Here is a 21,885-nt window from a genome sequence, read left to right on the forward strand (position 1 = left end):
CGCCCCAGAGGACATATCCGAAAAGGATTGCCCACAAGAGTGCCGTGTAGTCGAAGGGGGCGACGCGCGCGACCGGTCCGATGGCAAGGGCGCGCGTAAATGCGATTTGCGCCGTGCTGCCAGCAAGTCCCATGCCCCCAAGAAGCACCCAGCCCCCGAGGTCGGGCGCACGCCAGCCGAAGGGCAGGAAAGCGGCACTCACCGCCACCGTCGTGAGCATGTAGTAGAATACGATCGTGGACGCCGGTTCGGTTCGGCTCAACTGACGGATCACGATCGTTGCCCACGCATAAGTTGCGGTTCCCGCGAGGGCCACGAGCGCCGCCGGCGCCAACACGCCCACACCCGGGCGCAGCATGATCCACACGCCGACGAAGCCCACCACCACCGCACCCCAGCGATGCCAACCGACCCGCTCGCCGAGGACGACGAGTGCGAGAAGTATTGAAAAGAGTGGTGCCGCGAACCCGATCGCAACCGCGTCGGCGAGCGCCATATGGCCGTAGGCGTAGAAAAAACATGCAACCGTCGTGGTTCCGACCAGCGAGCGGGTGACGTGCCCGAGGGGGCGGCGCGTGCGAAGCAGCTTTCGTCCCCCACCGCGCGCGATGACCAAAGCCGTGAACGGCAACCCGAAGAGCCCGCGAAAGAACATCACCTGGGCGACACCGTAGCCCTCGGTCTCGAGCCATTTGACCGTCGCATCCATGATCGAGAACAGAAGGACCGAGAAGACCATCCATCCGATCGCAGCGGCGGCGGTGGCGGCCCCCGGTGCCGCCTCCTGTCGCGTCGCCAACTGGTCGCTTGCAACCGGCATGCGATTTCTCCGCATCCAATCCGGGTTTCGCCATGCGGGCCCATCCATCCACGCAGGACCATAGCATGGAGGCACCGGCCCTCTTTAAGCGCGATTTACCGATCCTTCACGTCTCGCCTGTAAGCAGAAAATCGGATCGGCCTGCCCGCGCCGGTGGGTGGCGTGAACGCCGATCTCATGACAAAGGGGTATCGGATGGCGACCTCTCTCCGCGCGGTGCTGGCGGCACTTGGAGTCCTGTTCGTCGCCGCAACGTCGGCGCGCGCCGGGGACCCCGGCGTTTTTGCTGACAAGATCCTTTTCGGCCAGGTCGCGGCACTGACCGGTCCCGCCTCGGCCCTTGGCCTCGGCATGCAGGAGGGTATCGAGGCTGCCTTCACGGAGATAAACGCCCGCGGCGGCGTCAATGGACGACGGCTCGAACTGGTCGCCATCGACGACGGCTACGAGCCGGATCGGACGATCGAGGGCACCAAGAAGCTGATCGAGCAGGACAGAGTTTTCGCCCTCGTCGGCGCTGTCGGCACACCCACGGCCGCGGCGGCCCAACCCATTGCCACGGCCGACGACGTGCCATTCATCGGGCCGTTCACCGGTGCCGGCTTTCTGCGCAAACCCGAACTCAAGAACGTCATCAACGTGCGCGGCTCCTACGGCGAAGAGACGGAAGCCTGGATCGCGCACCTGACCGACGATCTCGGCTACAAGCGGATTGCGATCTTCTATCAGGACGATTCCTTCGGTCGCGCCGGCCTCGACGGGGTCAAGGCCGCGATGGCGAAGCGCGGGATCGAGCTTGTCGCCGAGGGGACTTATCAGCGCAACACCACAGCCGTGAAAACGGCCCTCCTCGAGATTGCGAAAGCCAAACCGGAAGCGGTCGTGATGGTGGGCGCCTATAAACCCTGTGCGGAGTTCATCAAGCTCGCAAAGCTCGTAAGGCTGCAGGCGAAATTCGTCAATATCTCTTTCGTCGGGTCGGATTCCCTTGCGAAGGAGCTTGGCGCCGACGGTGCGGGCGTGATCGTCACGCAAGTCGTGCCGCTGCCCCAGGACACGTCGGTCCAGCTTGTGGCGCAATATCAGAAGGCGCTCAAGGCCGCCATCCCGACTGCCGAGCCGGGCTTCGTCTCGCTCGAAGGCTATATGGTCGGCCGGCTGATTGTCTCGGCCCTCGGCACGATCAAGGGCGAGCTCACGCGCCAGGCCCTCATCGATGCGATTTATCGGACGGGCTCGTTCGATCTCGGCGGCGTCACGCTGACCTACGGCCCGGGCCGAAATCAGGGCATGGACAAAGTGTTCTTCACGGTCATTCAGCCCGACGGCAGCTTTCGGGCGGTATCGAAACTGTCCTGAGCGCTTTCGGGATAATCGAGCGCGATGTTTGGTCGAAATTCCACTGAGGACGCCATGAGCGATAACAGCGCCACCGACCGCACCGTAAAGGCCGATGCTGGCCAGCGTTTCGGTATCGGGCCGCGGTTGTTCATGGCCTTCGGCGCCGCAGCACTCATGACCGTGATCGCCTCGGGCATCGCTTGGATGGTCTTTGGCGGAATCGGGGGTGCGCTTACGGAAGTGACGGGCAAGGGGGTGCCGGCGATTGCGAACGCGTTGCGCCTTTCGCAGGAGGCGTCGGCATTGGCGGCTGCCGCACCCGAGCTCGGTCACGCCGAAAACGAAACGGCACGGCTGCGTAGTGCGACAAGCCTTCGCGATCGCCTTGCAGCCCTCGGCAAGCTCATCGCGACGATCGAGGCCGTCGGTGGGGGTGGCGGGGAAATCGAGGGCATCAAGCGCGCACGGGAGGCGATTGCGGCCGGCCTTGACGCCCTCGACGAGAGCGTGAAGCGTCGCCTCGAATTGGCCGACAAGCGCGCGATCTTGACGCGTGACGTGACGGCCCGACACCAGGCCTTCATCGCCACCGTCGTGCCGATGGTCGACGACACGAATTTCGATCTCGCGATGGCCGGCGGTACCGTGACTGCCGACAGCGGAAAGGCGCTGCAGGTGTTGACGGACGATAGCGGCGCAATGGTCCAGGCCATCCTCGACACGCTTGCGACCGGCGATCTGATGGCGGCATTGCTCTCGGAAGCTACCCACGCCGATCGCAGCGCCAAACTCGACGAACTTGAAAAACGCTTCGCGGACGGTGCTGCCGATCTCGACAAGCGCCTCGGCGCATTGAGCGACACGGTGCTCGGCGAGCGGCTCCACTTCCTGATCGGAGGCCTGGAGGCACTTGGCTCGGGGCCGAACGATGTGTTCAAGGCACAGCATGGGGGTACGGGGCAGGCGACCTCGCCGACCGCTTCCAAGGAAGCGCCAGCGCCCGACAACGAAGACACTGCGATAATCGTCGCGACCGCCCATGACGGTTTTCGCGCCGGCCTCAAACCGCTTGTCGACGAAATGAATCAGCGCCTGAAGCGCAGCACGGATTCGGCCGCGCAAAAATCCCAGGCGGCAATCGACCGGCTCCTGAACGATGGTGTTGAGTCGATCAGGCGCGTGCTCGAGATCCACGCGGACGGCAATATGGTTGCCGGCTTGCTCCTTGCGGGCCTCGACGCAGGCGATGCGGCATCGATCGAACCGCTCGTCGACCGCTTCGGATCCGTGGCCGCACACCTCAGAAGCAACGCCGACGCCCTTGTGCGCTTTGCCGAGGCCGAGCAGAAAAATGCCGCCGGCCCCATCGCCGGCCTCGATCGGGAAAAGGTGAAGCTGCTGCACGATGAAGTCGAGACGTTGCTCGGTTCCGGCGAGGGCGACCACGGTGCATTCCAGCTCCGCCGCTCCGAGCTTCAGGCGGCAGACGCCGCGCAAGCGTCCTTGAGCGCGAATCGCGAGCTTGCGGCGCGATTGAGCACGCAGGTCGAAAGCCTGGTCGCCGCCAATCAACGCGAGATCGACGGCCTTTCGGGGCAAGCGAGCGCGGCGATTGCCGGCGGCGACCGCGTGCTTCTCTTTATCGCCTTCGGCAGCTTGCTCGCGGCGGCCCTCATCGCATGGCTCTACGCCGGGCGCAATCTCACGCGGCGCCTGCGCCGGCTCGCACGCAGCATGAACGAACTTGCGACCGGCAATCTTGCGGTCGAGGTGCCGACCGGCGGCTCGGATGAGATCAGTGCGATGGCCGAGGCGATGCGGGTCTTCAAGGAGAACGCGATCGAGCGGCTGCGTTTGCGCGAGGAGCAGGCCGAGGCCGAGCGCACGGTCGCGGCCGAGCGCACGGCATCCGAGGCGGCACGGCTCGAAGCGGAGCGCAAGGCGATCGAGGCCCGGCGCGAGGCCGAGATACAGGCGATCGCCGAGAAGCGCGCGGCCATGCTGAAGCTCGCCGACGAGCTCGAGGCGAGCGTGATGAGCATCGTCGATCGGCTCGCCCAGGCGTCGAACGAGATGCATCTAACGGCCAAGACCCTGCGGGCGACCGCACAGGAGACGAGCCAAACCACGACCATGGTCGCCGCGGCGTCGGAGCAGGCGTCGGCCAATGTGCAAACCGTTGCTTCGGCGGCGGAGGAGTTGTTCAGCTCGATCGGCGAGATTGGCCGGCAGGTCGGCGAGTCGACCAAGATCGCATCCCGCGCCGTCGACGAGGCCAAGCGCACGAACGTCACCGTCAAGGGCCTTTCGGACGCAGCACAGAAGATCGGCGAGGTCGTGGACCTCATCAACGACATCGCGGGCCAGACGAACCTGCTCGCCCTCAACGCGACGATCGAGGCCGCGCGCGCCGGCGAGGCCGGCAAGGGATTCGCCGTCGTGGCGTCGGAGGTGAAAGCGCTCGCCAACCAGACCGCCAAGGCGACCGAGGAGATCGCGAACCAGGTCGGCGCCATTCAGCACGCGACCGGCGACGCCGTGGCCGCGATCCGCACGATCGACGACACCATCACCCAGATGAACGCGATCGCCACATCGATCGCGACTTCGATCGAGGAGCAGGGGGCGGCGACCCAGGAAATCGCCCGGAATGTCCAGCAGGCGGCAACCGGCACGAGCGACGTTTCGACGAATATCGTCGAAGTGACGCGCGGCGCGGGCGAGACCGGCCAAGCGGCCGAGCAGGTGCTCCACTCCGCCGACGCGCTCTCACAGCAATCCGAAAACCTCAGCCGGCAAGTGCGCAATGTGCTCGCCGAAATCAGGGCGATGTAGCGCCAAATCCTGCTCTGCGCTCGGTTCGCTTTGCACTCTGGCGCGGGGCCGAAGCCTCCCCTAAGATCGCGCATTAGTTGAATCGACAGGAAGCTCATATATGATCGCGCGTGTGAGCACGGTCGCCTTTCAGGGTGTGGACGTGCTCGACATCGACGTTCAGGTCCAGATGGCGAGCGGACTGCCCACGTTGTCTCTCGTGGGCCTGCCGGACAAGGCCGTGGCCGAATCCCGCGAACGAGTCCGTGCCGCCCTCGGTGCAATGGGCCTCGCACTCCCTAGCCGGCGCATCACCATCAATCTGGCACCGGCCGACGTCCTCAAGGAGGGCAGCCATTTCGACTTGCCGATTGCCCTCGGCCTTCTCGTTGCGATGGAGGTGTTGCCGAGGGACGAGATGGCGAACTATACGGCCCTCGGCGAGCTCGGGCTCGACGGCGCTTTGTCGGCCGTGGCGGGCGTCCTCCCCGCGGCAATTAACGCGTCAGCCCGAGGGCGTGGGCTGATCTGCCCCGCGGCGCAGGGTGGCGAAGCGGCATGGGCGGGCGAGCTCGAAGTGCTCGCACCCGCCGACCTCATTGCACTCGTCAACCATTTCAAGGGCACGCAAGTACTCTCGCGGCCCATACCGCGCGTGGCCGACGGACCCGCCAGCTATCTCGATCTCAGGGACATAAAAGGCCAGGAATCCGCAAAGCGTGCCCTCGAAGTCGCGGCCGCCGGCGGGCACAATCTCCTGATGATCGGGCCACCCGGCTCCGGCAAGTCGATGCTCGCGGCTCGCTTGCCCGGGATACTGCCGCCGCTCGATCCGGCCGAAGCGCTCGAAGTTTCCATGATCCATTCGATCGCCGGCCAACTCGCCGAGGGCAAACTGATTCGCGCGCGGCCGTTCCGCGATCCCCATCACTCCGCGACCTTGCCGGCCCTCGTCGGCGGAGGGACGCGAGCGCGCCCGGGCGAAATCTCCCTCGCCCACCACGGTGTGCTGTTCCTCGACGAGTTGCCGGAGTTCGCACGCCAGACGCTCGAGGCATTGCGCCAGCCGATCGAAACCGCGCGCGCCACGGTTTCACGCGCCAATCATCACGTGACCTATCCCGCACGATTCCAACTCGTCGCCGCGATGAATCCGTGCCGATGCGGCCATCTTGACGATGCCTCGCTCGCCTGCGCCCGCGCCCCCAAATGCGCCGCCGAATACCAGTCGAAGATTTCCGGCCCGCTCTTCGACCGAATCGATCTCCATATCGACGTGCCCGCGGTGACATCCGCCGACCTCAGCCTACCCCCACCCGCCGAAGGTTCGCCCGAGGTCGCCAAGCGCGTGAATGCAGCGCGCGAGCGGCAGCGGCAGCGCTATGCGGGCCGCGAAATCGGCGGGCAGCCGATCCGCTCGAACGCGGAAGTGGATGGGCAACTCCTCGAGGAGGTCGCAGCACCCGATGCGGAGGGCCGGGCACTTCTCGACAAGGCGTCGGAGCGGCTGAAGCTCTCGGCGCGCGGCTATCACCGGGTTTTGCGCGTGGCGCGCACTTTGGCGGATCTTGAAGCCGCGCATAAAGTGCAGCGCATCCATGTAGCGGAGGCGCTTGGCTACCGGCGCATTGCCCTCGGGAGATGAGTCGAGTCGTCGATATCGCACCCAAATCCCTGCATTTCGCGATCGCCGAAGTCATCCAGCGTCACAACAATGCCCGGGCTACTTAATAAGTTCCGCTAGGGTGTCGAGGACGATGGGAGATTTGAAAGCGCCGTTGTGATCTGCGCCGGGAACGAGTTCGAAGCTTGCCTGCACATTGCGCTTTTGCAGGTTCTCTATGTATGTCCTGGCAAAATACGACCCCGTGTTCGGATCGTCCTCCCCGGTCAATGCGATGACGCGCACGGGAGGACGGACCGAGTCCAGCCATTTTGCGGGGTTCTCGCTACGGGACCAAGGATTCTTGCGACCGTTCGCGCGCCAGGCGACGAGATCGCAGGGGCAGGACACCAGCAGAGCGGCATCGACCAGCCCAGGCATCATGCCCAGCAGATTGGCCGCTGTGGCGGCTCCGCCCGAATGGCCCACGACGACGACCCGCTGGGGATGGTAATGCTGCTTGAGGCGCTCGATGGCCCCGCCCACGATCTCCATATTGTCTTTGGTGTAGTTATCGGAGCGGCCGTAGTTGCTGCCGTCCGATTGCCGGCCGTCTTCGTCTTCATAGCCCGGGCGGATGAGCCCGACGTTGAGCACGCCTTCGGCGGCGAAGCGCTTCGCTGCTTGTTCGGCGACCCGGTAATGCGAGGTGGCCGGGCCGCCGCCGGAGGTATCGCCGTGCAGCCAAACCACCAGCACCCTGGGGTCCGTGACGTTGCCGAAGCGCGCCATCACAACGCATTCGGATTCGCCTCCCGTAACGGCATGCTCGAAATCTTCGGGGCCACACGGCGTCGCGTAGGACTGGGAGGCCGAGGCCAGAAACAGCAGAAAGCCGCACAGCCATTTGCCGCGCATAAAGGTCTTCCGTCTATTGCAACGCCTTACGCTTCTAACCGCCTGTAGGGTTTTGGTAAAGCCGTTTCGGTGAACGATTCCCGCGGTGCTCGGGAGAAAGGTTCGGTCTCCGTCTTCGGCGGCACGCTCCCCGGCGCTGGAAAAGTCGGCGGCAGCGTGGAGGTGAGGCTCGTTACGCGACCGGGATTGGCCGGTTGCCGGGCGCACCGGGCACTCGTCGAGTATCTCAAGAGCGCCTCACCGAGCTTTGGCTGGTTTGACCTTTCGTGGGTACCGCCGCGATGGCGTTCTCCGTGACATGCTGCAACCTTCGCGGGGCACACCACGCCGCGCACCGCAACGGAGCACGGTATAGTGCCCGGCATAAGGAGGTGCCGCGTTATGCGATACGAACTCTATTATTGGCCGACCATCCAGGGCCGCGGCGAGTTCGTCCGTCTGGCGCTCGAGGAAGCCGGTGCGGCGTATGTCGATGTCGCGCGGGAGTCCGAAAAGCAAGGTGGCGGCATGGCGGCCATGCTGCGCCTCCTCGACGGCAAGACGATCGAGCGGCCATCCTTCGCCCCGCCTTTTCTGCGGGCGGGAAAGCTCATCATCGGTCAAACCGCCAATATCCTGCTTTATCTCGGCGATCGTCACGGCTTGGCGCCGAGGGCGGAGGCCGGTCGGTTATGGGCCAGTCAGCTCCAGCTCACCATCGCCGATTTGGTGCAAGAGGTCCACGACACGCACCATCCCATATCGAGCGGCCTTTATTACGAGGACCAGCGCGCCGAGGCGCGGCGGCGCGCGGGCGATTTCCTGCAATCGCGTGTCCCAAAATTCCTCGGCTATTTCGAGCGCGTGCTGAACCGCAACCCCTCGGGCGACCGCCATCTCGTGGGAGCAAGGATGACTTACCCCGATCTCTCCCTCTTTCAAGTCATGGCGGGCTTGCGCTATGCCTTTCCGCGCCGCATGGCCCGCCTCGGGAAAGCCTATCCGCGCGTTCACGCCTTGCACGACCGAGTCGCAGCACGTCCGCGCATCGCCGCCTATCTCGCTTCGGATCGCCGGATCGCGTTCAATGAGCAAGGCATCTTTCGCCAATATCGAGAGCTTGATAGCGGGGAATAGGGTTGATGTCGATCGCGCTCTCCGCCATCTGTTCGGCGAACGTCACTTCGGCGGAGCGATCATCCGGCCGAGGGGCCGGCCGCCGAAAATGTGAATGTGGAGATGCGGGACCTCCTGATTTGCATCCGTGCCGTTGTTGGCGAGGATGCGATACCCGCCCTCATCCAGTCCCTGCTCGCGCGCGATCGAGCCGACCGCGCGAAAGAGCGCCGCAATCTCGCCGTCGCTCGCCTTGGCGGAGAAATCGGCGAGGTTGACATAGGCGCCCTTTGGAATCACGAGGATGTGCGTCGGCGTTTGCGGCCTGATGTCATGGAAGGCGAGCACGTGCGCGTCCTCATAGACCTTCTTGCACGGGACCTCGCCGCGAAGGATGCGGGCAAAGATGTTGTTATTGTCGTAGGCCATGCGCGATTCTCCCGCTATGCCTTGTTGAGGCGCGCACTCTTCTCCTCGATCCCCGACGTGTTTTCGCGCCGTGCGAGTTCGGCAAACACATCCTCGGGCTTGACGCCGGTCGCCGACCACAGGACGAGAAGGTGATAAAGGAGGTCGGCACTCTCGCTCACCACTTCCGCAGGTTTTGCCTCGACGGCGGCGATCGCGGTCTCGACCGCTTCCTCGCCGACCTTCTGAGCGATCTTGCCCATGCCGCGATGGAAGAGGAGTGCGGTGCGCGAAACCGCCGGGTCCGCGCCCTTGCGGCTTTCGATCAGGGCAAAGAGTCGCGCGAGGATCGTGTAGTCGGGGGCGCCAGTCATCGTCGTCACCTCAAATCGCCGTCTCCGCCCGCCCGCCAAGGCCCGCCCCCTCCTTGCCTAGCAGATTTCCCGGACGCGGTCACGTCGCGAAGCGCCGACATCGAAGGCGTTGAATCAGGCCGCCTCGATCGGCACGTCGCGCACCGGAATGCCGTGGCGCCGGAGCGTCGCCTTGGCTTGCCGGATAGTGAATTCGCCGAAATGGAAGATCGAGGCCGCGAGCAGGGCCGAGGCATGGCCTTCCACGACGCCGGCGACGAGGTGTTCGAGTGCCCCGACGCCACCCGAGGCGATCACGGGTACGCTGACGGCATCCGAGACCGCGCGTGTAAGTGCGATGTCGAAGCCCTGGCGCGTGCCATCCCGGTCCATCGATGTCAGCAGGATTTCGCCCGCCCCATGCTCGACCATGCGCCGAGCCCATCCGACCGCCTCGATTCCCGTCGCCCTGCGCCCGCCATGGGTGAAGATCTCGGATCGACCGGGCGCCACGCGCTTGGCATCGATGGCGACGACGATGCACTGGCTGCCGAACTTGTTCGCGGCTTCCTGGACGAATTCGGGCCGGCTGATTGCCGCCGTGTTGAGCGACGCCTTGTCTGCTCCGGCTAGCAGCAGCTTGCGAATATCGTCGACGCTGCGGACGCCACCGCCGACCGTGAGCGGCATGAAGCATTGTTCGGCCGTCGCCTTGACGGCGTCATAAAGCGTGTCCCGATTCTCCTGGCTTGCCGTGATGTCGAGAAAGGCGAGTTCGTCGGCACCCTCGCGGTCGTATAGGCGCGCCTGCTCGACGGGATCCCCTGCATCGCGCAAGTCGACGAAATTGACGCCTTTGACGACACGGCCATCCTTCACGTCGAGACAGGGAATGATGCGCACCTTAAGCATTGGGATCACGCCTCAAAAAGCCGCAATGCAGCACCGAGATCGAGACGGCCATCGTAAAGTGCGCGCCCGGCGATGACGCCCGCGATGCCGTCTTTCTCGTGCGCCTTGATCGCCGCGAGGTCGTCGAGCGACGATACCCCACCCGAGACGATGACGGGTGTCGCGATCGCGCGCGCAAGTGCCGCAGTCGCCGCAACATTCGGCCCTTCGAGCGCACCATCGCGATCGATGTCGGTATGGACGATGGCCGCTACACCGGCATCCTCGAACCTCCGCGCCAAGTCCCCGGCGGATATGTCCGACGTTTCCGCCCAACCCTCAACTGCGACCTTGCCCGCGCGTGCGTCGATGCCCACGGCGACGCGGCCGGGATAGGCCTTGCACGCCTCGCGCACGAGTGACGGGTTACGCACCGCCGCCGTGCCCAGGATGACGCGGCGCACGCCGGCGGCGAGCCACGCATCGATCGTCGCCATGTCCCGGATGCCGCCGCCAAGCTGCACCGGAATCGTCACCGCCCGAAGAATGGCGCGGACGGCGTTTTCATTGACCGGCCGGCCGGCGAAGGCGCCATTCAGATCGACGATATGAAGCCATTGACTGCGGCACTCGGCGAATGTCCGCGCTTGCGCCGCCGGATCGGGATTGTAAACGGTTGCATCCGCCATGCGTCCGCGCAGAAGACGCACGCATGCGCCGTCCTTGAGATCGATCGCGGGGAACAAAATCATGGCCGCCAGCGCAGGAAATTCGCGATCAGGCGGATTCCATTCGCCTGGCTCTTGTCGGGATGGAACTGCGTGCCGACCATGTTCTCGCGGCCGATCATGGCGGGATAGGATTCGCCATATTCGACACGCGCCAGGATGTGCGCTGGATCGCCGCCCGCGAGCGCGTAGCTATGGACGAAATAGACATCGGCGCCGCTTGAAATTCCATCGAGCACGGAATGTTGGCGCTCGACGATGAGATCGTTCCACCCCATGTGGGGAATCTTGAGTTTGGCGTCACGGGGCGTCATAGGCACGATGTCGCCGGGGATCCAGCCGAATCCTCGGTGGGCCCCGTGCTCGAGCCCGCGCGTCGCCATCAACTGCATGCCCACGCAAATACCGAGAAACGGGCGACCCTGTTCGATAACGGCTTCCTCAAGCGCTTCGCGCAGGCCTGGGACCTTTACAACACCGGCGGCGCACTCGGCAAATGCACCTTGGCCGGGCAGCACGATCCGATCGGCTTCGAGGACCGCGCGTGCATCGGATGCAACGCGAACGTCGAGCCCGGAGGACAAATCGGCCGCAGCGCGCTCGACAGCCTTTGCCGCGGAGCGGAGATTGCCGGAACCGTAATCGACGACGACGACGCTCATTGCGTCCTGCCTGGCATGCTTCAGCAATCCAAGGGTTGGGAGTCTAACCGACGAGGGCGCTCACAGCTTGCCTTTCGTCGATGGCACCGCATCCGCTTGACGCGGATCGATCTCGATCGCGTGCCGCAGGGCGCGGGCGAGGCCCTTGTAGCAGGACTCGACGATGTGGTGGCTGTTGTCGCCATAGAGATTCTCGATATGGAGGGTTGCCCCTGCGTGCTGGGCGAAGGCCTGAAACCACTCCTTGAAAAGCTCCGTGTCGAAATCGCCGAGCTTCGGGCGCGTAAATGCGACCTTCCAGATAAGGTAGGGGCGGTTCGACACGTCGATCGCCACCCGCGTCAAAGTCTCATCCATCGGAATAAGGGCGCCGCCGTAGCGGACAATCCCCTTACGCTCGCCGAGCGCCTTTGACACGGCTTGCCCGATGACGATGCCGGTGTCTTCCGTGGTGTGGTGGTAGTCGATATGGAGATCGCCCTTTGCGCGCAGGCTCAAATCGATCAGGCTGTGCCGCGATAATTGTTCCAGCATGTGGTCGAGAAAGCCGATTCCGGTCGATATCTCATAACGACCTGAGCCGTCGAGGTTGACGCTCGCCGTAATGTCGGTTTCGCGCGTCTTGCGCCCGATGGTCGCCTTGCGCATGGTTGGCTCCTTGTCGACGCCCTTTTAACAGGAAGTCCAATAACCTGCCAGCCATCCCCACCACCCGCGCATGCTACCCGGCAATCTAGGAGGGATGGCTGGCGAGAGCCCGCACCGCGCGCTCGGCTGTTGCGGCAATCTCCAGCCATCCCATTTTCTCGTCGGGAAGATCGATGAACGAGAGGGGTGCGCCGATCCTGACCATGATGGCGCTGAGGCGCGGGAACCGGCGCTGGGGCGACAACGCTTCGAAGGCTCCGTCGATGTGACAGGGGATCACGGGGATCGCCGTGCCCGCCACGAGTCGCCCCAGCCCAGGCTTGAAAGGTGCCAGGACCCCGTCCCTCGCGCGGGTACCTTCGGGAAACAGGATGTAGATCGATTGTCCCGCGACAAGGCGGGCGCGCAGCTCGACGAGCTCGGCCACGCGGACCTTGCGCCGCCAGAGCGGCAGCGCGTTGAGCGCCAATGCCGCAAAGATCGAGATCGGCAGGTTGTCGAAGAACGTATCGCCGGCGGCGATGGGAAAAATGCGATTGCATTGGCCGAGGGGAACGCAACTGCTCAGCACGATCGCATCGAGGTGGCTCGTGTGATTTGCGATGAGAACGTAGGGCGCCGATTTCGGCAGATGCTCGCGGCCCACGACACGAACACGGTGCGCCGCTTTGAGATAGGCGCGGCTCAAGATCGACCAGGCCAGATGAACAGCGCCGCCGAACAGTCCCGCCTCCCGCCGCAAGCTGGACAGCCGGGCGCGGGGGGAGAGGCCGAAATCGGTGGCGGTGTCGAACTTCCAGGGCTTCACAGCAGCTAGCTCCAGGCGATGATCCGCGTCTGCTGATCGAGACCGAATCCGACGAAGTAGCCGATGTAGTGAAACGCCGAGGGTGCGACCAGGAGAAGGCTGTTGGCCCGGTCGAGGATGCCCCCATGCCCGGGAATGACAGCGCCCGTATCCTTGATGCCGATGTCCCGCTTGATCGATGACAGCATCAGATCGCCAAGTTGACCCGCGATGCTGACGATGAGGCCGAGGCCGAGCCTGTGCCATGGCTCCGCCATGGGTGTGCCCTGAAACACGGGGCCGGCGACGATCGCCACGAAACCCGTCGTGACAAGGAGCGCGCCAACGGCACCGGAAATCGTTTTGTTGGGACTGGTATTCGGGAGCAGCTTCGGCCCGCCGAGCGATTTGCCGACGACGTACGCAGCTATGTCGTTGACGGCGACCGCCATCAGCAGCATCAGGACGATCGGGCGATAATTCCAGTCGTTGGCCATGTAACCGAGATGGGAAAGCGCACCGCCAAAAAGCAGGAATGCGAAAACGCCGAGGGCCACTCGCTGTATGTAGCCCTGCGGGCGGTCGGCGGGAATCGAGACGACGGCGATCACGCCAACCGTAAGGGGAAACAGTGCAAAGAACAGACCGTACCAGTGGTCGACCACGGCGAAATTGATGACGACGATGCCGAGGACGACGCAGGCGCTGATCGAGGGCGCTCGAAAAAGTCCCGTGGCGCGGGCGTATTCGCTATAGCAAAGCAGCCCGAGCACGCAGAAAACGACGATTGTCCAGAGCGCACCGAGCAATATGGGAACGACGACCGCAAGCACGATGCCGAACCATGAAACCGTGCGCATCCAAAGCTCGCGCCGCAATGGCCCTTCGATCACGCGCGACCAGCTCAATATTGCAATAACGGCTGCTGCCAGCACGAGGGCCGACAAAATGGCCACGGTGAACCAAAGTGTAATCGGGCTGTCGAAAGCGTGTCGCCAACCCCAAAGCCGTTCGCCGGTCACGACGCGCCGCGCAATGCTGCGTCGATTCGCCGGAGCCGGCGCAGGAAAGTGACGATGCCCCCGATAATGATCAGGTAAAACGCGAATGTCACGGGTGTGAGCCCGGTGGTGTCATTGACGGATCCTTGCCGCGGATCGAATACTGCACCGTAAAGTGCAACGAGTGTCACCACGAACATGCGCTGCTGCTTTGCCATCGGCCCGCAGAACTCTTGCACACCGGCCGTGACTTTGCCGACTGCCCGCACGTAGGCGGTGCCGACAGCGACGAGGGCGGCGGCGTAACCCAGAACGGCGTCCCCACCGCTTGCGTAGCCGAGGCCTATCAGCACCGCCGAATCCGACACTCGATCCGGGATTTCGTTGAACAGCTCGCCGCGCTTCGATTCGGTCCCCGTCGACAGGGCGACCATGCCATCGAGCATATTCGCCGCCAGTCGGAGTTGCACGAGTAAGGCCGCCGCCAGCCATATAGCCCAAGCAGCACTGGGCCACTTGCCGGTCACCGCCAGGAATACGCCGGCACCGATCCCGAATGCCATTCCGAAAAGTGAGATTGCGTCGGCGTTGATACCCCGACATCCGAGCCAATTCGCGAGCCGCCGGGAGACCCGCCACTCCCGCGCGGCAATCGGGCGCCGGTCGATTTTGTCGCTCAAAGCGAACGTCTCTGCCGTTCAAAGCGTTGTTTAGTAGGCTTATATTGAAATCGATTCTAGCGCACAAGCGCGCCGCGCGAGTACCGGCAGCCCTGCGCCGTCAATGGGCGTTTGACCCATGGGGCGAGATGCGATAAGGCAAGCAAAACGGCTGATCAGGCTGCCCGACGGGGCCTGTTTCAAGGGGGAAACGCCCATGGCCATGACCGAGCGTCATTTCGCGCCCGGCGAGATCATTTATCGCGAAGGCGACAAAAGCGATTTCGCTTTTTTCATCAAACGGGGACGGGTCGAAATTCTCAAAAACGAGGCCGGCGGCGTGCGCCAGGTTACCGTCATGGGAGAAGGCGAGATATTTGGGGAAATGGGCGTGGTGCTGGACCAGCCGCGCTCCGTTACCGCTCGCGCGCTCGATGACGTTTCGGTGCGCGCCGTCAGCCGCTCGAGTTTCCTGCAAGCCGTCGGCCAGCAGCCGGATATGGCGCGCTCGGCACTTCGCTCGCTCCTCGCACGCCTCCATCAGGACGACTGAGCGTCTCGCCGTTCGTGTTGTGGTCCCAACGCTTGAGTCCAAATCATTTTGTTGGAACCACAACAAATGTCATTGAGTTTGGCGGTGTTCCGGGCCGAGCGCGCGGGACGAACCGTCGGAGTCGGAAGACTGGGCGTCGCCCTTGACCGGGCGTTTGGGATAACCCACATGGACGGGGACTGTCCAACATGGCTTCCACCATCCATCGAGGCTTCATGGCCGAAGACGACAAGGGCCTTTGGCACGGCACCACGATCCTGTGCGTGCGCAAGGGCGGGCACGTCGTCATCGCTGGCGACGGCCAGGTGAGTTTTGGCCAAACAGTGCTGAAGTCGAATGCGCGCAAGGTTCGTCGCTTGGGCGACGGCTCGGTGATCGGCGGCTTTGCCGGTGCGACCGCCGACGCCTTCACGTTGTTCGAGCGGCTCGAGGCCAAGCTAGACCAGCATCCGGGCCAGCTTACGCGCGCTTGCGTCGAACTCGCCAAGGATTGGCGTACCGATCGTTACCTTCGTCGCCTCGAGGCCATGATGGCGGTGGCCGACGCCAAGACCTCGCTCATCCTTTCGGGCAACGGGGACGTACTCGAACCCGAGGACGGCCTCATTGGCATCGGCTCCGGCGGTGCGTACGCGCTCTCGGCGGCGCGGGCGCTCATCGATCGCGGCGACATGGACGCCGAGGGGATTGCCCGACGTGCGCTCGAGATTGCGGCCGACATATGCATCTACACCAATCGTAACATCACGATAGAAAGCCTATGAACCCGCGCCCACCCACACCCGAAAGTGCGAGCCTCACGCCCCGCGAAATCGTCTCGGAACTGGACCGCTATATCGTCGGACAGCAGGACGCGAAACGCGCCGTTGCGATCGCACTCCGCAATCGATGGCGCCGCCAGCAGCTCTCCGAGGAAATGCGCGAGGAGGTGTTGCCCAAGAATATCCTCATGATCGGGCCGACCGGCTGCGGCAAAACCGAGATAGCGCGGCGGCTCGCACGGCTTGCCCAGGCGCCGTTCCTCAAGGTCGAAGCGACCAAGTTCACCGAGATCGGCTATGTCGGCCGGGATGTCGAGTCGATCATGCGCGACCTCGTCGAGATTTCCATTGCGATGACGCGGGAACGCCGCCGCAAGGAAGTATCGGCACGCGCCGAACTCGCGGCCGAGGAGCGCGTACTCAATGCGCTGGTCGGCGAGAACGCGAGCCAGGAGACACGGCAAAAATTCCGCAAGATGCTGCGCGATGGACAGCTCAACGACAAAGAGGTCGAGGTCCAGGTCCAGTCGAGCGGTGCGGGAACGATGCCGACATTCGATATTCCGGGCATGCCGGGCGCGCAAATGGGCATGCTCAATCTCAATGAAATACTCGGCAAGGCGTTCGGCGGCAGCATGCGGCCGCGGCGCATGACCGTCGCCGAATCCCATGAGGTCCTGATGGCGGAGGAAAGCGACAAGCTTCTCGATCAGGACAAACTCGTGCGCGAGGCGATCGCGGCGGTCGAGCAAGGTGGGATCGTCTTCCTCGACGAGATCGACAAGATCACGGCGCGCTCCGACCGCGTGGGGGCGGACGTAAGTCGCGAAGGCGTTCAGCGCGATCTCCTACCATTGATCGAGGGGACGACCGTCGCGACCAAGCATGGCGCTGTCAAAAGCGATCACGTGCTCTTCATCGCGTCAGGTGCGTTTCATATGGCGAAGCCCTCGGACCTGCTGCCCGAGCTTCAGGGACGCTTGCCGATCCGCGTCGAGCTCAAAGCACTCGGGCGCGACGACTTTGTCCGCATCCTGACCGAACCCGAAAATAGCCTTATCAAGCAGTACAAGGCGCTGTTGGGGACCGAGGAAGTATCGCTCGACTTCACGGAGGATGCCGTCGCCGAGATCGCGGACATCGCGGCGGACGTCAATCGCGGGGTCGAGAATATCGGCGCGCGACGCCTTCACACGGTCATGGAGCGCCTGCTCGAGGAAATCAGCTTCACCGCGACCGAGACGGCTGGCCAATCGATCACGATCGACTCGGCCTACGTGAAGAAGCACGTTGGCGATCTTGCCAAGAACGCCGATCTTTCCAAGTTCATTCTGTAGTGCGCCGCTCCGCCAGCGTGAGCGGAAAATCGACACAAATTTTATCGCCCCCTCGCCGCGCGATCATTCGCGGGCGCCGAAAATTGCCGTGCCGACTCGCACGTGCGTGGCGCCGATCCGCACGGCGATCTCGAAATCCTCGCTCATGCCCATGCTGACGAGCGGCAAGCCGCAACGCCGCGCGAGTGCGGCGAGATTCCGGAAGAACGATTCCGGGGCGTGGTTGTGCGGCGGGATGCACATGAGGCCGACGATCGGCAACTTGTAATCCTCGCGGCATGCGGCGAGGAAGGCCGGCACGTCGTCGGGGGCGATACCCGCCTTCTGGGGTTCCGAGCCGATATTGACCTCGATGAGGCAATTCGGCCGCCGATTCTGCGCTGCCATTTCGCGCGCCAGCGCCGCGGCGAGCTTCGGGCGGTCGACGGTTTCGACCACGTCGAAAAGGGCGACGGCATCCTTGACCTTGTTCGTCTGCAGCGGGCCGACGAGATGGAGTTCGATGTCGGAAAACGCCTTGCGCAATGCCGGCCATTTCGTCTTGGCTTCCTGCACGCGGTTCTCGCCGAAGACGCGGTGGCCGGCTTCGAGTGCCGGGCGAACGCGCGCGGCGGGATGCGTCTTGGTGACGGCGACGAGCGTAACGGACTGCGGAGCACGTCCCGCAGTCCTGAGTGCTGTCTCGATGCGCGCCTGGACGGCCATGAGGTTAGCGCGCACATCCACGGCGGCGGGCGATTCACTTTCGGCCATGACAAATTCCTCTCGCGAGGGCGCTATTCGCTCGTGCGCGAAAAAGACAAGGCCCGTTCCACATAAGCGATGATGTCGCCGACGCATTCGTCGACGCCACGGTCGCTGGTGCGCACGGCGAGTTCAGGAGTCTCGGGCGCCTCGTAGGGCGCCGAGATGCCCGTGAAATCCTTGATTTCGCCGGCGCGCGCGCGTGCATAAAGGCCCTTGGGATCGCGCTGTTCGCATATCGCCAAATCGGCGTCCACGTAGATCTCGTGAAACTTTTCCATGGCCGCACGCCGCGCGCGCTCACGGTCGGTGCGATAGGGCGAGATGAACGCGGTGATGCAAACGAAGCCTGCGTCGGCGAAGAGGGCCGCGACTTCACCCACGCGGCGAATATTCTCCGCGCGATCGTCCGCGGTAAAGCCGAGATTGGCGTTGAGGCCGCGACGCACATTGTCGCCGTCAAGCACGTAGACGTTGTAACCTTTTGCGAAGAGGCGGCGCTCAACCTCCATGGCGAGCGTCGACTTCCCAGCACCGGACAAGCCGGTCAACCAGATCACGGCGCCGCGATGCCCCGCCCGGGCCTCGCGCGCGGCATGGCTCACCCGGTGCACGACTTCGGTCACATTGGTCGATCGAACCGTGACAAGCTCGCGCTGGTCCGGATAGCCCTGCATGCCGATCGTGCCGCCGCCGACCGGGATATACCCATCGAACAGCACGAATCGGCCGGTTGCGGCATTATCGAGAAAAGGATCGAGCGCGAGGAGACCGCGCGCCCGTAAGATCACTTCGGCCATCGCGAAGCGTTCGACCTTGTCGGATTTTGTCGTCGAAAGATCGGTGGGATCGACCACACGCTCTATTTCCTGCACCGTAACAGCCGTCGCGAGAGTATGAAGCTTGAGGGTATAGCGCGCCCCGGCGCGAAGGGGCTCGTCGCCGAGCCAGAAAACGCGGCCGTGAAAGACGTTCGTCTCCATGGGCGGCTTCAGGATGTGGCTGATCACTTCGCCGCGCTCGATGAAGGTTTGATCGTCGAGGGTAACGCCGATCGATTGCCCAGCACTTGCCTCGAAGATCGGACCCGGCACATGCCAGCCTTCAATCGACTTTACCTTCGCGGTTTTGTTGGAGGGCGAGAAGAGCACCGTGTCGCCCACGCCGAGCCGCCCGCTCTCGATTCTTCCTGCGATAATGCGGCGAGCATCGAACTTGTAGACATCCTGAACGGGGAAACGGAGCGGCAAATCATGTAAGGGTGGGGAAGGCTGAAGCGACTCGATCGCCTGAAGAAGGGTGGGTCCCGCGTACCAACTCATGTCGCGGGTCGGTGCGGTGAGATTGGCGCCGGTTCGCGCCGACACGGGAACGACGTGAGCCGGGACGATGCCGATGCCCGCCAGATAAGCCCGGTAGCCGGCTTCGATGCTCGCGTAGCGCTGCGCGTCGCACCCGATCAGATCCATCTTGTTGACCGCGACGACCACTTGTCGAACGCCGATGAGCGAGAGAAGGTAGCCGTGGCGGCGCGATTGCTCCCTCACACCCTCCTCGGCATCGATGACCAGCAGCGCCGCGTCAGCCGACGCCGCACCCGTCACCATGTTCTTGAGGAATTCACGATGACCCGGCGCATCGAGCAGGAGAAAATGGCGTGCCTCTGTCGTAAAGCGGATATGGCTTACGTCGATGGTAACGCCTTGATCTCGCTCCGCTTGAAAGGCGTCCGTCACGAAGGCCCACTCAAAGGGCATGCCGCGCCGACGGCACATTGCCTCGACGGCTTCGACCTTGCCTTCGGGAAGCGAACCGGTTTCGTGCAAAAGCCGGCCGACGAGTGTCGACTTGCCGTGATCGACGTGCCCGACGATGACGAGGCTCAGATGGTCGCGCACCTTGCCCTCGGGCTTGCGGCGTTCCCGTCGGCTTGCCATCACATATATCCGTCGGCGCGCAACCGCTCGAACGAGTCCTCAGCTTCGTGATCCATGGCGCGACCGCTGCGCTCGGCAATACGTGTCGTCTCGAGTTCTGACACGATCTCTTCGATCGTGGCGGCGTTGCTTGCGATGGGATGCGTGATGTCCTTGTCGCCGAGGGAGCGATAGCGTTTGCCGCTTCGCGCGAAATATAGCTCCACGACGGGAATTCCTTCGCGTTCGATGTATTGCCAAACGTCGAGTTCTGTCCAATGGAGGATCGGGTGGATGCGTAGATGCGTTCCCGGGGGCACCTCCGTCATGAACTGACCCCAGAATTCGGGCGGCTGATTTCGGAAATCCCACTGCGATCCCTCGCCTCGAGGGCTGAACACTCGCTCCTTGGCCCGTGTCGCTTCCTCATCCCGGCGAATGCCGGCGAAGATTCCGCCGAATCTCCTTTCGGCCAACACCTTTTTGAGGCCGGCCGTCTTCCGCGCGGCGGAGCGCGCAGCGAGCGGGAGGGTCGAGTCCATCTCTTCAAGGGGTGGGCAATCGCCGATGATGAGATTGAGGCCCCATTCTCGGGCATAGCGATCGCGGAACGCGTACATTTCGGGGAATTTCCGGCCCGTATCGATATGCAGCAGAGGAAACGGCACGTGGCCGAAAAACGCCTTCTTCGCAAGCCATACCATGACATTCGAGTCTTTCCCGAGAGACCACAGCATAGCCAGATTTGGAATTCGGCTGAATGCCTCCCGAATAACGTAAATGCTCAGGCTTTCGAGTTTGTCGAGATGGGTCATCTTGGCTGGCGGCGGCTCGGCTCTTGGGCGTTGATCATCGGGCGGCACCTTGCCTAACTCAAGCACGGGCCTGTTGTAAAGGATCACAAGGCTATAATATGGCCTCGCTTTTCCGGCTCCCCGCGGTCGTCGTCGGTTACAGCGGTCCGATTCAAGGCCGCTCGAGGCCGGGTACCACACTAGGAAATCCGCCCGCGATGCGGTAATAGTGCGCCGCGGAATTAAAGGATCGGAATGGTGTTGAGCGGGATGTCATTGCGTTTGGCGAACGGAAAGTGTTGCCAGCGCACGCACTCGGCCTGGCGCCTGGTCGCGTCCGTCATGCTGCTAGCCGCCGCCTTGAACGGCTGTTCGCTTTTCCAGTCCAACAAAGCGCCCAAGAGCGAGACACCCGGGGACTCGGCCGAGACAAACGTTTCCGGGGACACTGTAAAGCAGAAAACGCCGAGCTTGCCGGCGTTCGCCAAGGACGTCGACACCACGATCGGCCAGCGCGTCGGCGTCAATCGCTTCCTCTGGCAGGGTGCGCTCGATACCGTGTCGTTCATGCCGCTCGTATCGGCGGACCCGTTTGGCGGCGTCATCATCACGGATTGGTATGCCCCGCCGGAGACGCCCCAAGAGCGATTCAAACTCAATGTCTTCATTCTCAGCCGGGAGTTGCGGGCGGATGCGGTGCGCGTCGCGGTGTTCCATCAGAAACAGACGGATGGGCAGTGGCAGGACATGCCAGCCGAAGGGGGGACCGCGACCGATCTCGAAGATACGATTCTCAGCCAGGCGCAAAAACTTCGGAGCCAAGCGCTTGGAAACGGCGAGGGTAGTTGAGAACGTCGCGTGGCTGGAAGACCGCCCCGGATAACGACGCCAAACCTCCATCTTTGGTTAAATCCCAATCTTTGGCTAAATCATCGGGTGGCGAATCCGAAAATCGCCACATTTGGGTGCGGGAGCGTGAGCGAATTTCGGATGCTAGGCCACGTGAGGAATACGTTGTATCGAGTGTGGTATTCGGATTTGAAGTTCCTAAA

At 63.4% G+C, this 21,885-nt stretch carries 23 protein-coding genes; 9 read left to right on the forward strand and 14 right to left on the reverse strand.

The features are described 5' to 3' along the window. The coding region (locus tag VEJ16_17840) for a DMT family transporter (GenBank protein HYB11524.1) at positions 1 to 820 on the reverse strand (820 nt) is incomplete at its 3' end. A 195-nt stretch (positions 821 to 1,015) separates the two neighbouring features. On the opposite strand from VEJ16_17840, the gene VEJ16_17845 reads away from it, so the two are divergent. The 3 genes from VEJ16_17845 to VEJ16_17855 all read left to right on the forward strand — a co-directional run bounded on the left by VEJ16_17845 (position 1,016) and on the right by VEJ16_17855 (position 6,620). Then, positions 1,016 to 2,179 carry an ABC transporter substrate-binding protein gene (locus VEJ16_17845; GenBank protein HYB11525.1) on the forward strand — a complete coding sequence of 388 codons (1,164 nt, stop codon included), beginning with the start codon at positions 1,016 to 1,018 and terminating at the stop codon, positions 2,177 to 2,179. 54 nt (positions 2,180 to 2,233) lie between these two features. Continuing rightward, a complete protein-coding gene (locus tag VEJ16_17850; GenBank protein ID HYB11526.1) occupies positions 2,234 to 4,996 on the forward strand; it encodes a methyl-accepting chemotaxis protein in 2,763 nt (920 codons plus the stop codon). Between the two features lie 100 nt (positions 4,997 to 5,096). Next, complete coding sequence (locus tag VEJ16_17855; protein HYB11527.1) at positions 5,097 to 6,620, forward strand: YifB family Mg chelatase-like AAA ATPase; 1,524 nt, start codon at positions 5,097 to 5,099, stop codon at positions 6,618 to 6,620. A 78-nt stretch (positions 6,621 to 6,698) separates the two neighbouring features. Here VEJ16_17855 and VEJ16_17860 read toward each other — a convergent pair whose 3' ends face one another. After that, complete coding sequence (locus tag VEJ16_17860) at positions 6,699 to 7,496, reverse strand: prolyl oligopeptidase family serine peptidase (protein ID HYB11528.1); 798 nt, start codon at positions 7,494 to 7,496, stop codon at positions 6,699 to 6,701. Positions 7,497 to 7,565: 69 nt separating this feature from the next. Here VEJ16_17860 and VEJ16_17865 point away from each other — a divergent pair, with 69 nt between their 5' ends. Both VEJ16_17865 and VEJ16_17870 read left to right on the forward strand, forming a co-directional pair. After that, positions 7,566 to 7,793: a hypothetical protein gene (locus VEJ16_17865; GenBank protein HYB11529.1), complete on the forward strand. Its 228-nt coding sequence runs from the start codon at positions 7,566 to 7,568 to the stop codon at positions 7,791 to 7,793. A gap of 84 nt (positions 7,794 to 7,877) precedes the next feature. Continuing rightward, positions 7,878 to 8,612, forward strand: coding sequence for a glutathione S-transferase (locus VEJ16_17870; GenBank protein ID HYB11530.1), 735 nt, complete (start codon positions 7,878 to 7,880; stop codon positions 8,610 to 8,612). Between the two features lie 42 nt (positions 8,613 to 8,654). On the opposite strand, the gene VEJ16_17875 is transcribed toward VEJ16_17870, so the two are convergent. From VEJ16_17875 to VEJ16_17915, 9 genes are all read right to left on the reverse strand, one after another. After that, positions 8,655 to 9,020, reverse strand: a complete 366-nt coding sequence (locus VEJ16_17875; protein HYB11531.1) for a histidine triad nucleotide-binding protein — start codon at positions 9,018 to 9,020, stop codon at positions 8,655 to 8,657. Between the two features lie 14 nt (positions 9,021 to 9,034). Beyond that, entirely contained in the window at positions 9,035 to 9,373 is a 339-nt protein-coding gene (locus VEJ16_17880; protein ID HYB11532.1) for a phosphoribosyl-ATP diphosphatase, read from the reverse strand. 114 nt (positions 9,374 to 9,487) lie between these two features. Beyond that, the gene (gene hisF / locus VEJ16_17885; protein ID HYB11533.1) at positions 9,488 to 10,264 is read right to left on the reverse strand and encodes an imidazole glycerol phosphate synthase subunit HisF; all 777 of its coding nucleotides are present in this window, start codon (positions 10,262 to 10,264) and stop codon (positions 9,488 to 9,490) included. A 5-nt stretch (positions 10,265 to 10,269) separates the two neighbouring features. Continuing rightward, entirely contained in the window at positions 10,270 to 10,995 is a 726-nt protein-coding gene (gene hisA, locus VEJ16_17890; protein ID HYB11534.1) for a 1-(5-phosphoribosyl)-5-[(5-phosphoribosylamino)methylideneamino]imidazole-4-carboxamide isomerase, read from the reverse strand. Beyond that, positions 10,992 to 11,633: an imidazole glycerol phosphate synthase subunit HisH gene (gene hisH, locus VEJ16_17895; protein HYB11535.1), complete on the reverse strand. Its 642-nt coding sequence runs from the start codon at positions 11,631 to 11,633 to the stop codon at positions 10,992 to 10,994. Before hisH ends, hisA begins: the two co-directional genes overlap by 4 nt. Positions 11,634 to 11,693: 60 nt before the next feature. Further along, on the reverse strand, positions 11,694 to 12,281 hold the full coding sequence (gene hisB / locus VEJ16_17900) for an imidazoleglycerol-phosphate dehydratase HisB (protein ID HYB11536.1): 588 nt from the start codon (positions 12,279 to 12,281) through the stop codon (positions 11,694 to 11,696). 85 nt (positions 12,282 to 12,366) lie between these two features. Further along, the gene (locus VEJ16_17905; GenBank protein ID HYB11537.1) at positions 12,367 to 13,089 is read right to left on the reverse strand and encodes a lysophospholipid acyltransferase family protein; all 723 of its coding nucleotides are present in this window, start codon (positions 13,087 to 13,089) and stop codon (positions 12,367 to 12,369) included. 5 nt (positions 13,090 to 13,094) lie between these two features. Beyond that, positions 13,095 to 14,090 carry a phosphatidate cytidylyltransferase gene (locus VEJ16_17910; GenBank protein ID HYB11538.1) on the reverse strand — a complete coding sequence of 332 codons (996 nt, stop codon included), beginning with the start codon at positions 14,088 to 14,090 and terminating at the stop codon, positions 13,095 to 13,097. Continuing rightward, positions 14,087 to 14,749, reverse strand: coding sequence for a CDP-alcohol phosphatidyltransferase family protein (locus VEJ16_17915; GenBank protein HYB11539.1), 663 nt, complete (start codon positions 14,747 to 14,749; stop codon positions 14,087 to 14,089). Before VEJ16_17915 ends, VEJ16_17910 begins: the two co-directional genes overlap by 4 nt. A gap of 196 nt (positions 14,750 to 14,945) precedes the next feature. Between VEJ16_17915 and VEJ16_17920 the strand changes: the two genes are divergently transcribed. The 3 genes from VEJ16_17920 (at position 14,946) to hslU (ending at position 17,379) form a co-directional block, all read left to right on the forward strand. Next, positions 14,946 to 15,281: a cyclic nucleotide-binding domain-containing protein gene (locus tag VEJ16_17920; protein ID HYB11540.1), complete on the forward strand. Its 336-nt coding sequence runs from the start codon at positions 14,946 to 14,948 to the stop codon at positions 15,279 to 15,281. A 215-nt stretch (positions 15,282 to 15,496) separates the two neighbouring features. After that, positions 15,497 to 16,045 (forward strand): ATP-dependent protease subunit HslV, encoded by a 549-nt coding sequence (hslV, locus tag VEJ16_17925; GenBank protein ID HYB11541.1) that lies wholly within the window; start codon positions 15,497 to 15,499, stop codon positions 16,043 to 16,045. Beyond that, a complete protein-coding gene (hslU, locus tag VEJ16_17930; GenBank protein HYB11542.1) occupies positions 16,042 to 17,379 on the forward strand; it encodes an ATP-dependent protease ATPase subunit HslU in 1,338 nt (445 codons plus the stop codon). Before hslV ends, hslU begins: the two co-directional genes overlap by 4 nt. 63 nt (positions 17,380 to 17,442) lie before the next feature. Here hslU and VEJ16_17935 read toward each other — a convergent pair whose 3' ends face one another. The 3 genes from VEJ16_17935 to cysD are packed head-to-tail and all read right to left on the reverse strand — an operon-like array spanning position 17,443 to position 20,854. After that, positions 17,443 to 18,132 (reverse strand): YggS family pyridoxal phosphate-dependent enzyme, encoded by a 690-nt coding sequence (locus VEJ16_17935; protein HYB11543.1) that lies wholly within the window; start codon positions 18,130 to 18,132, stop codon positions 17,443 to 17,445. A gap of 23 nt (positions 18,133 to 18,155) precedes the next feature. Continuing rightward, the gene (gene cysC / locus VEJ16_17940) at positions 18,156 to 20,060 is read right to left on the reverse strand and encodes an adenylyl-sulfate kinase (protein ID HYB11544.1); all 1,905 of its coding nucleotides are present in this window, start codon (positions 20,058 to 20,060) and stop codon (positions 18,156 to 18,158) included. Further along, positions 20,060 to 20,854, reverse strand: coding sequence for a sulfate adenylyltransferase subunit CysD (gene cysD / locus VEJ16_17945; GenBank protein HYB11545.1), 795 nt, complete (start codon positions 20,852 to 20,854; stop codon positions 20,060 to 20,062). The genes cysC and cysD overlap by 1 nt, the downstream gene beginning before the upstream one ends. Before the next feature lie 261 nt (positions 20,855 to 21,115). On the opposite strand from cysD, the gene VEJ16_17950 reads away from it, so the two are divergent. Then, a complete protein-coding gene (locus VEJ16_17950) occupies positions 21,116 to 21,682 on the forward strand; it encodes a DUF3576 domain-containing protein (GenBank protein HYB11546.1) in 567 nt (188 codons plus the stop codon). Positions 21,683 to 21,885 lie beyond the last annotated feature (203 nt).

The sequence above is a fragment of the Alphaproteobacteria bacterium genome (assembly GCA_035625915.1).
Classification (GTDB): domain Bacteria; phylum Pseudomonadota; class Alphaproteobacteria; order JACZXZ01; family JACZXZ01; genus DATDHA01.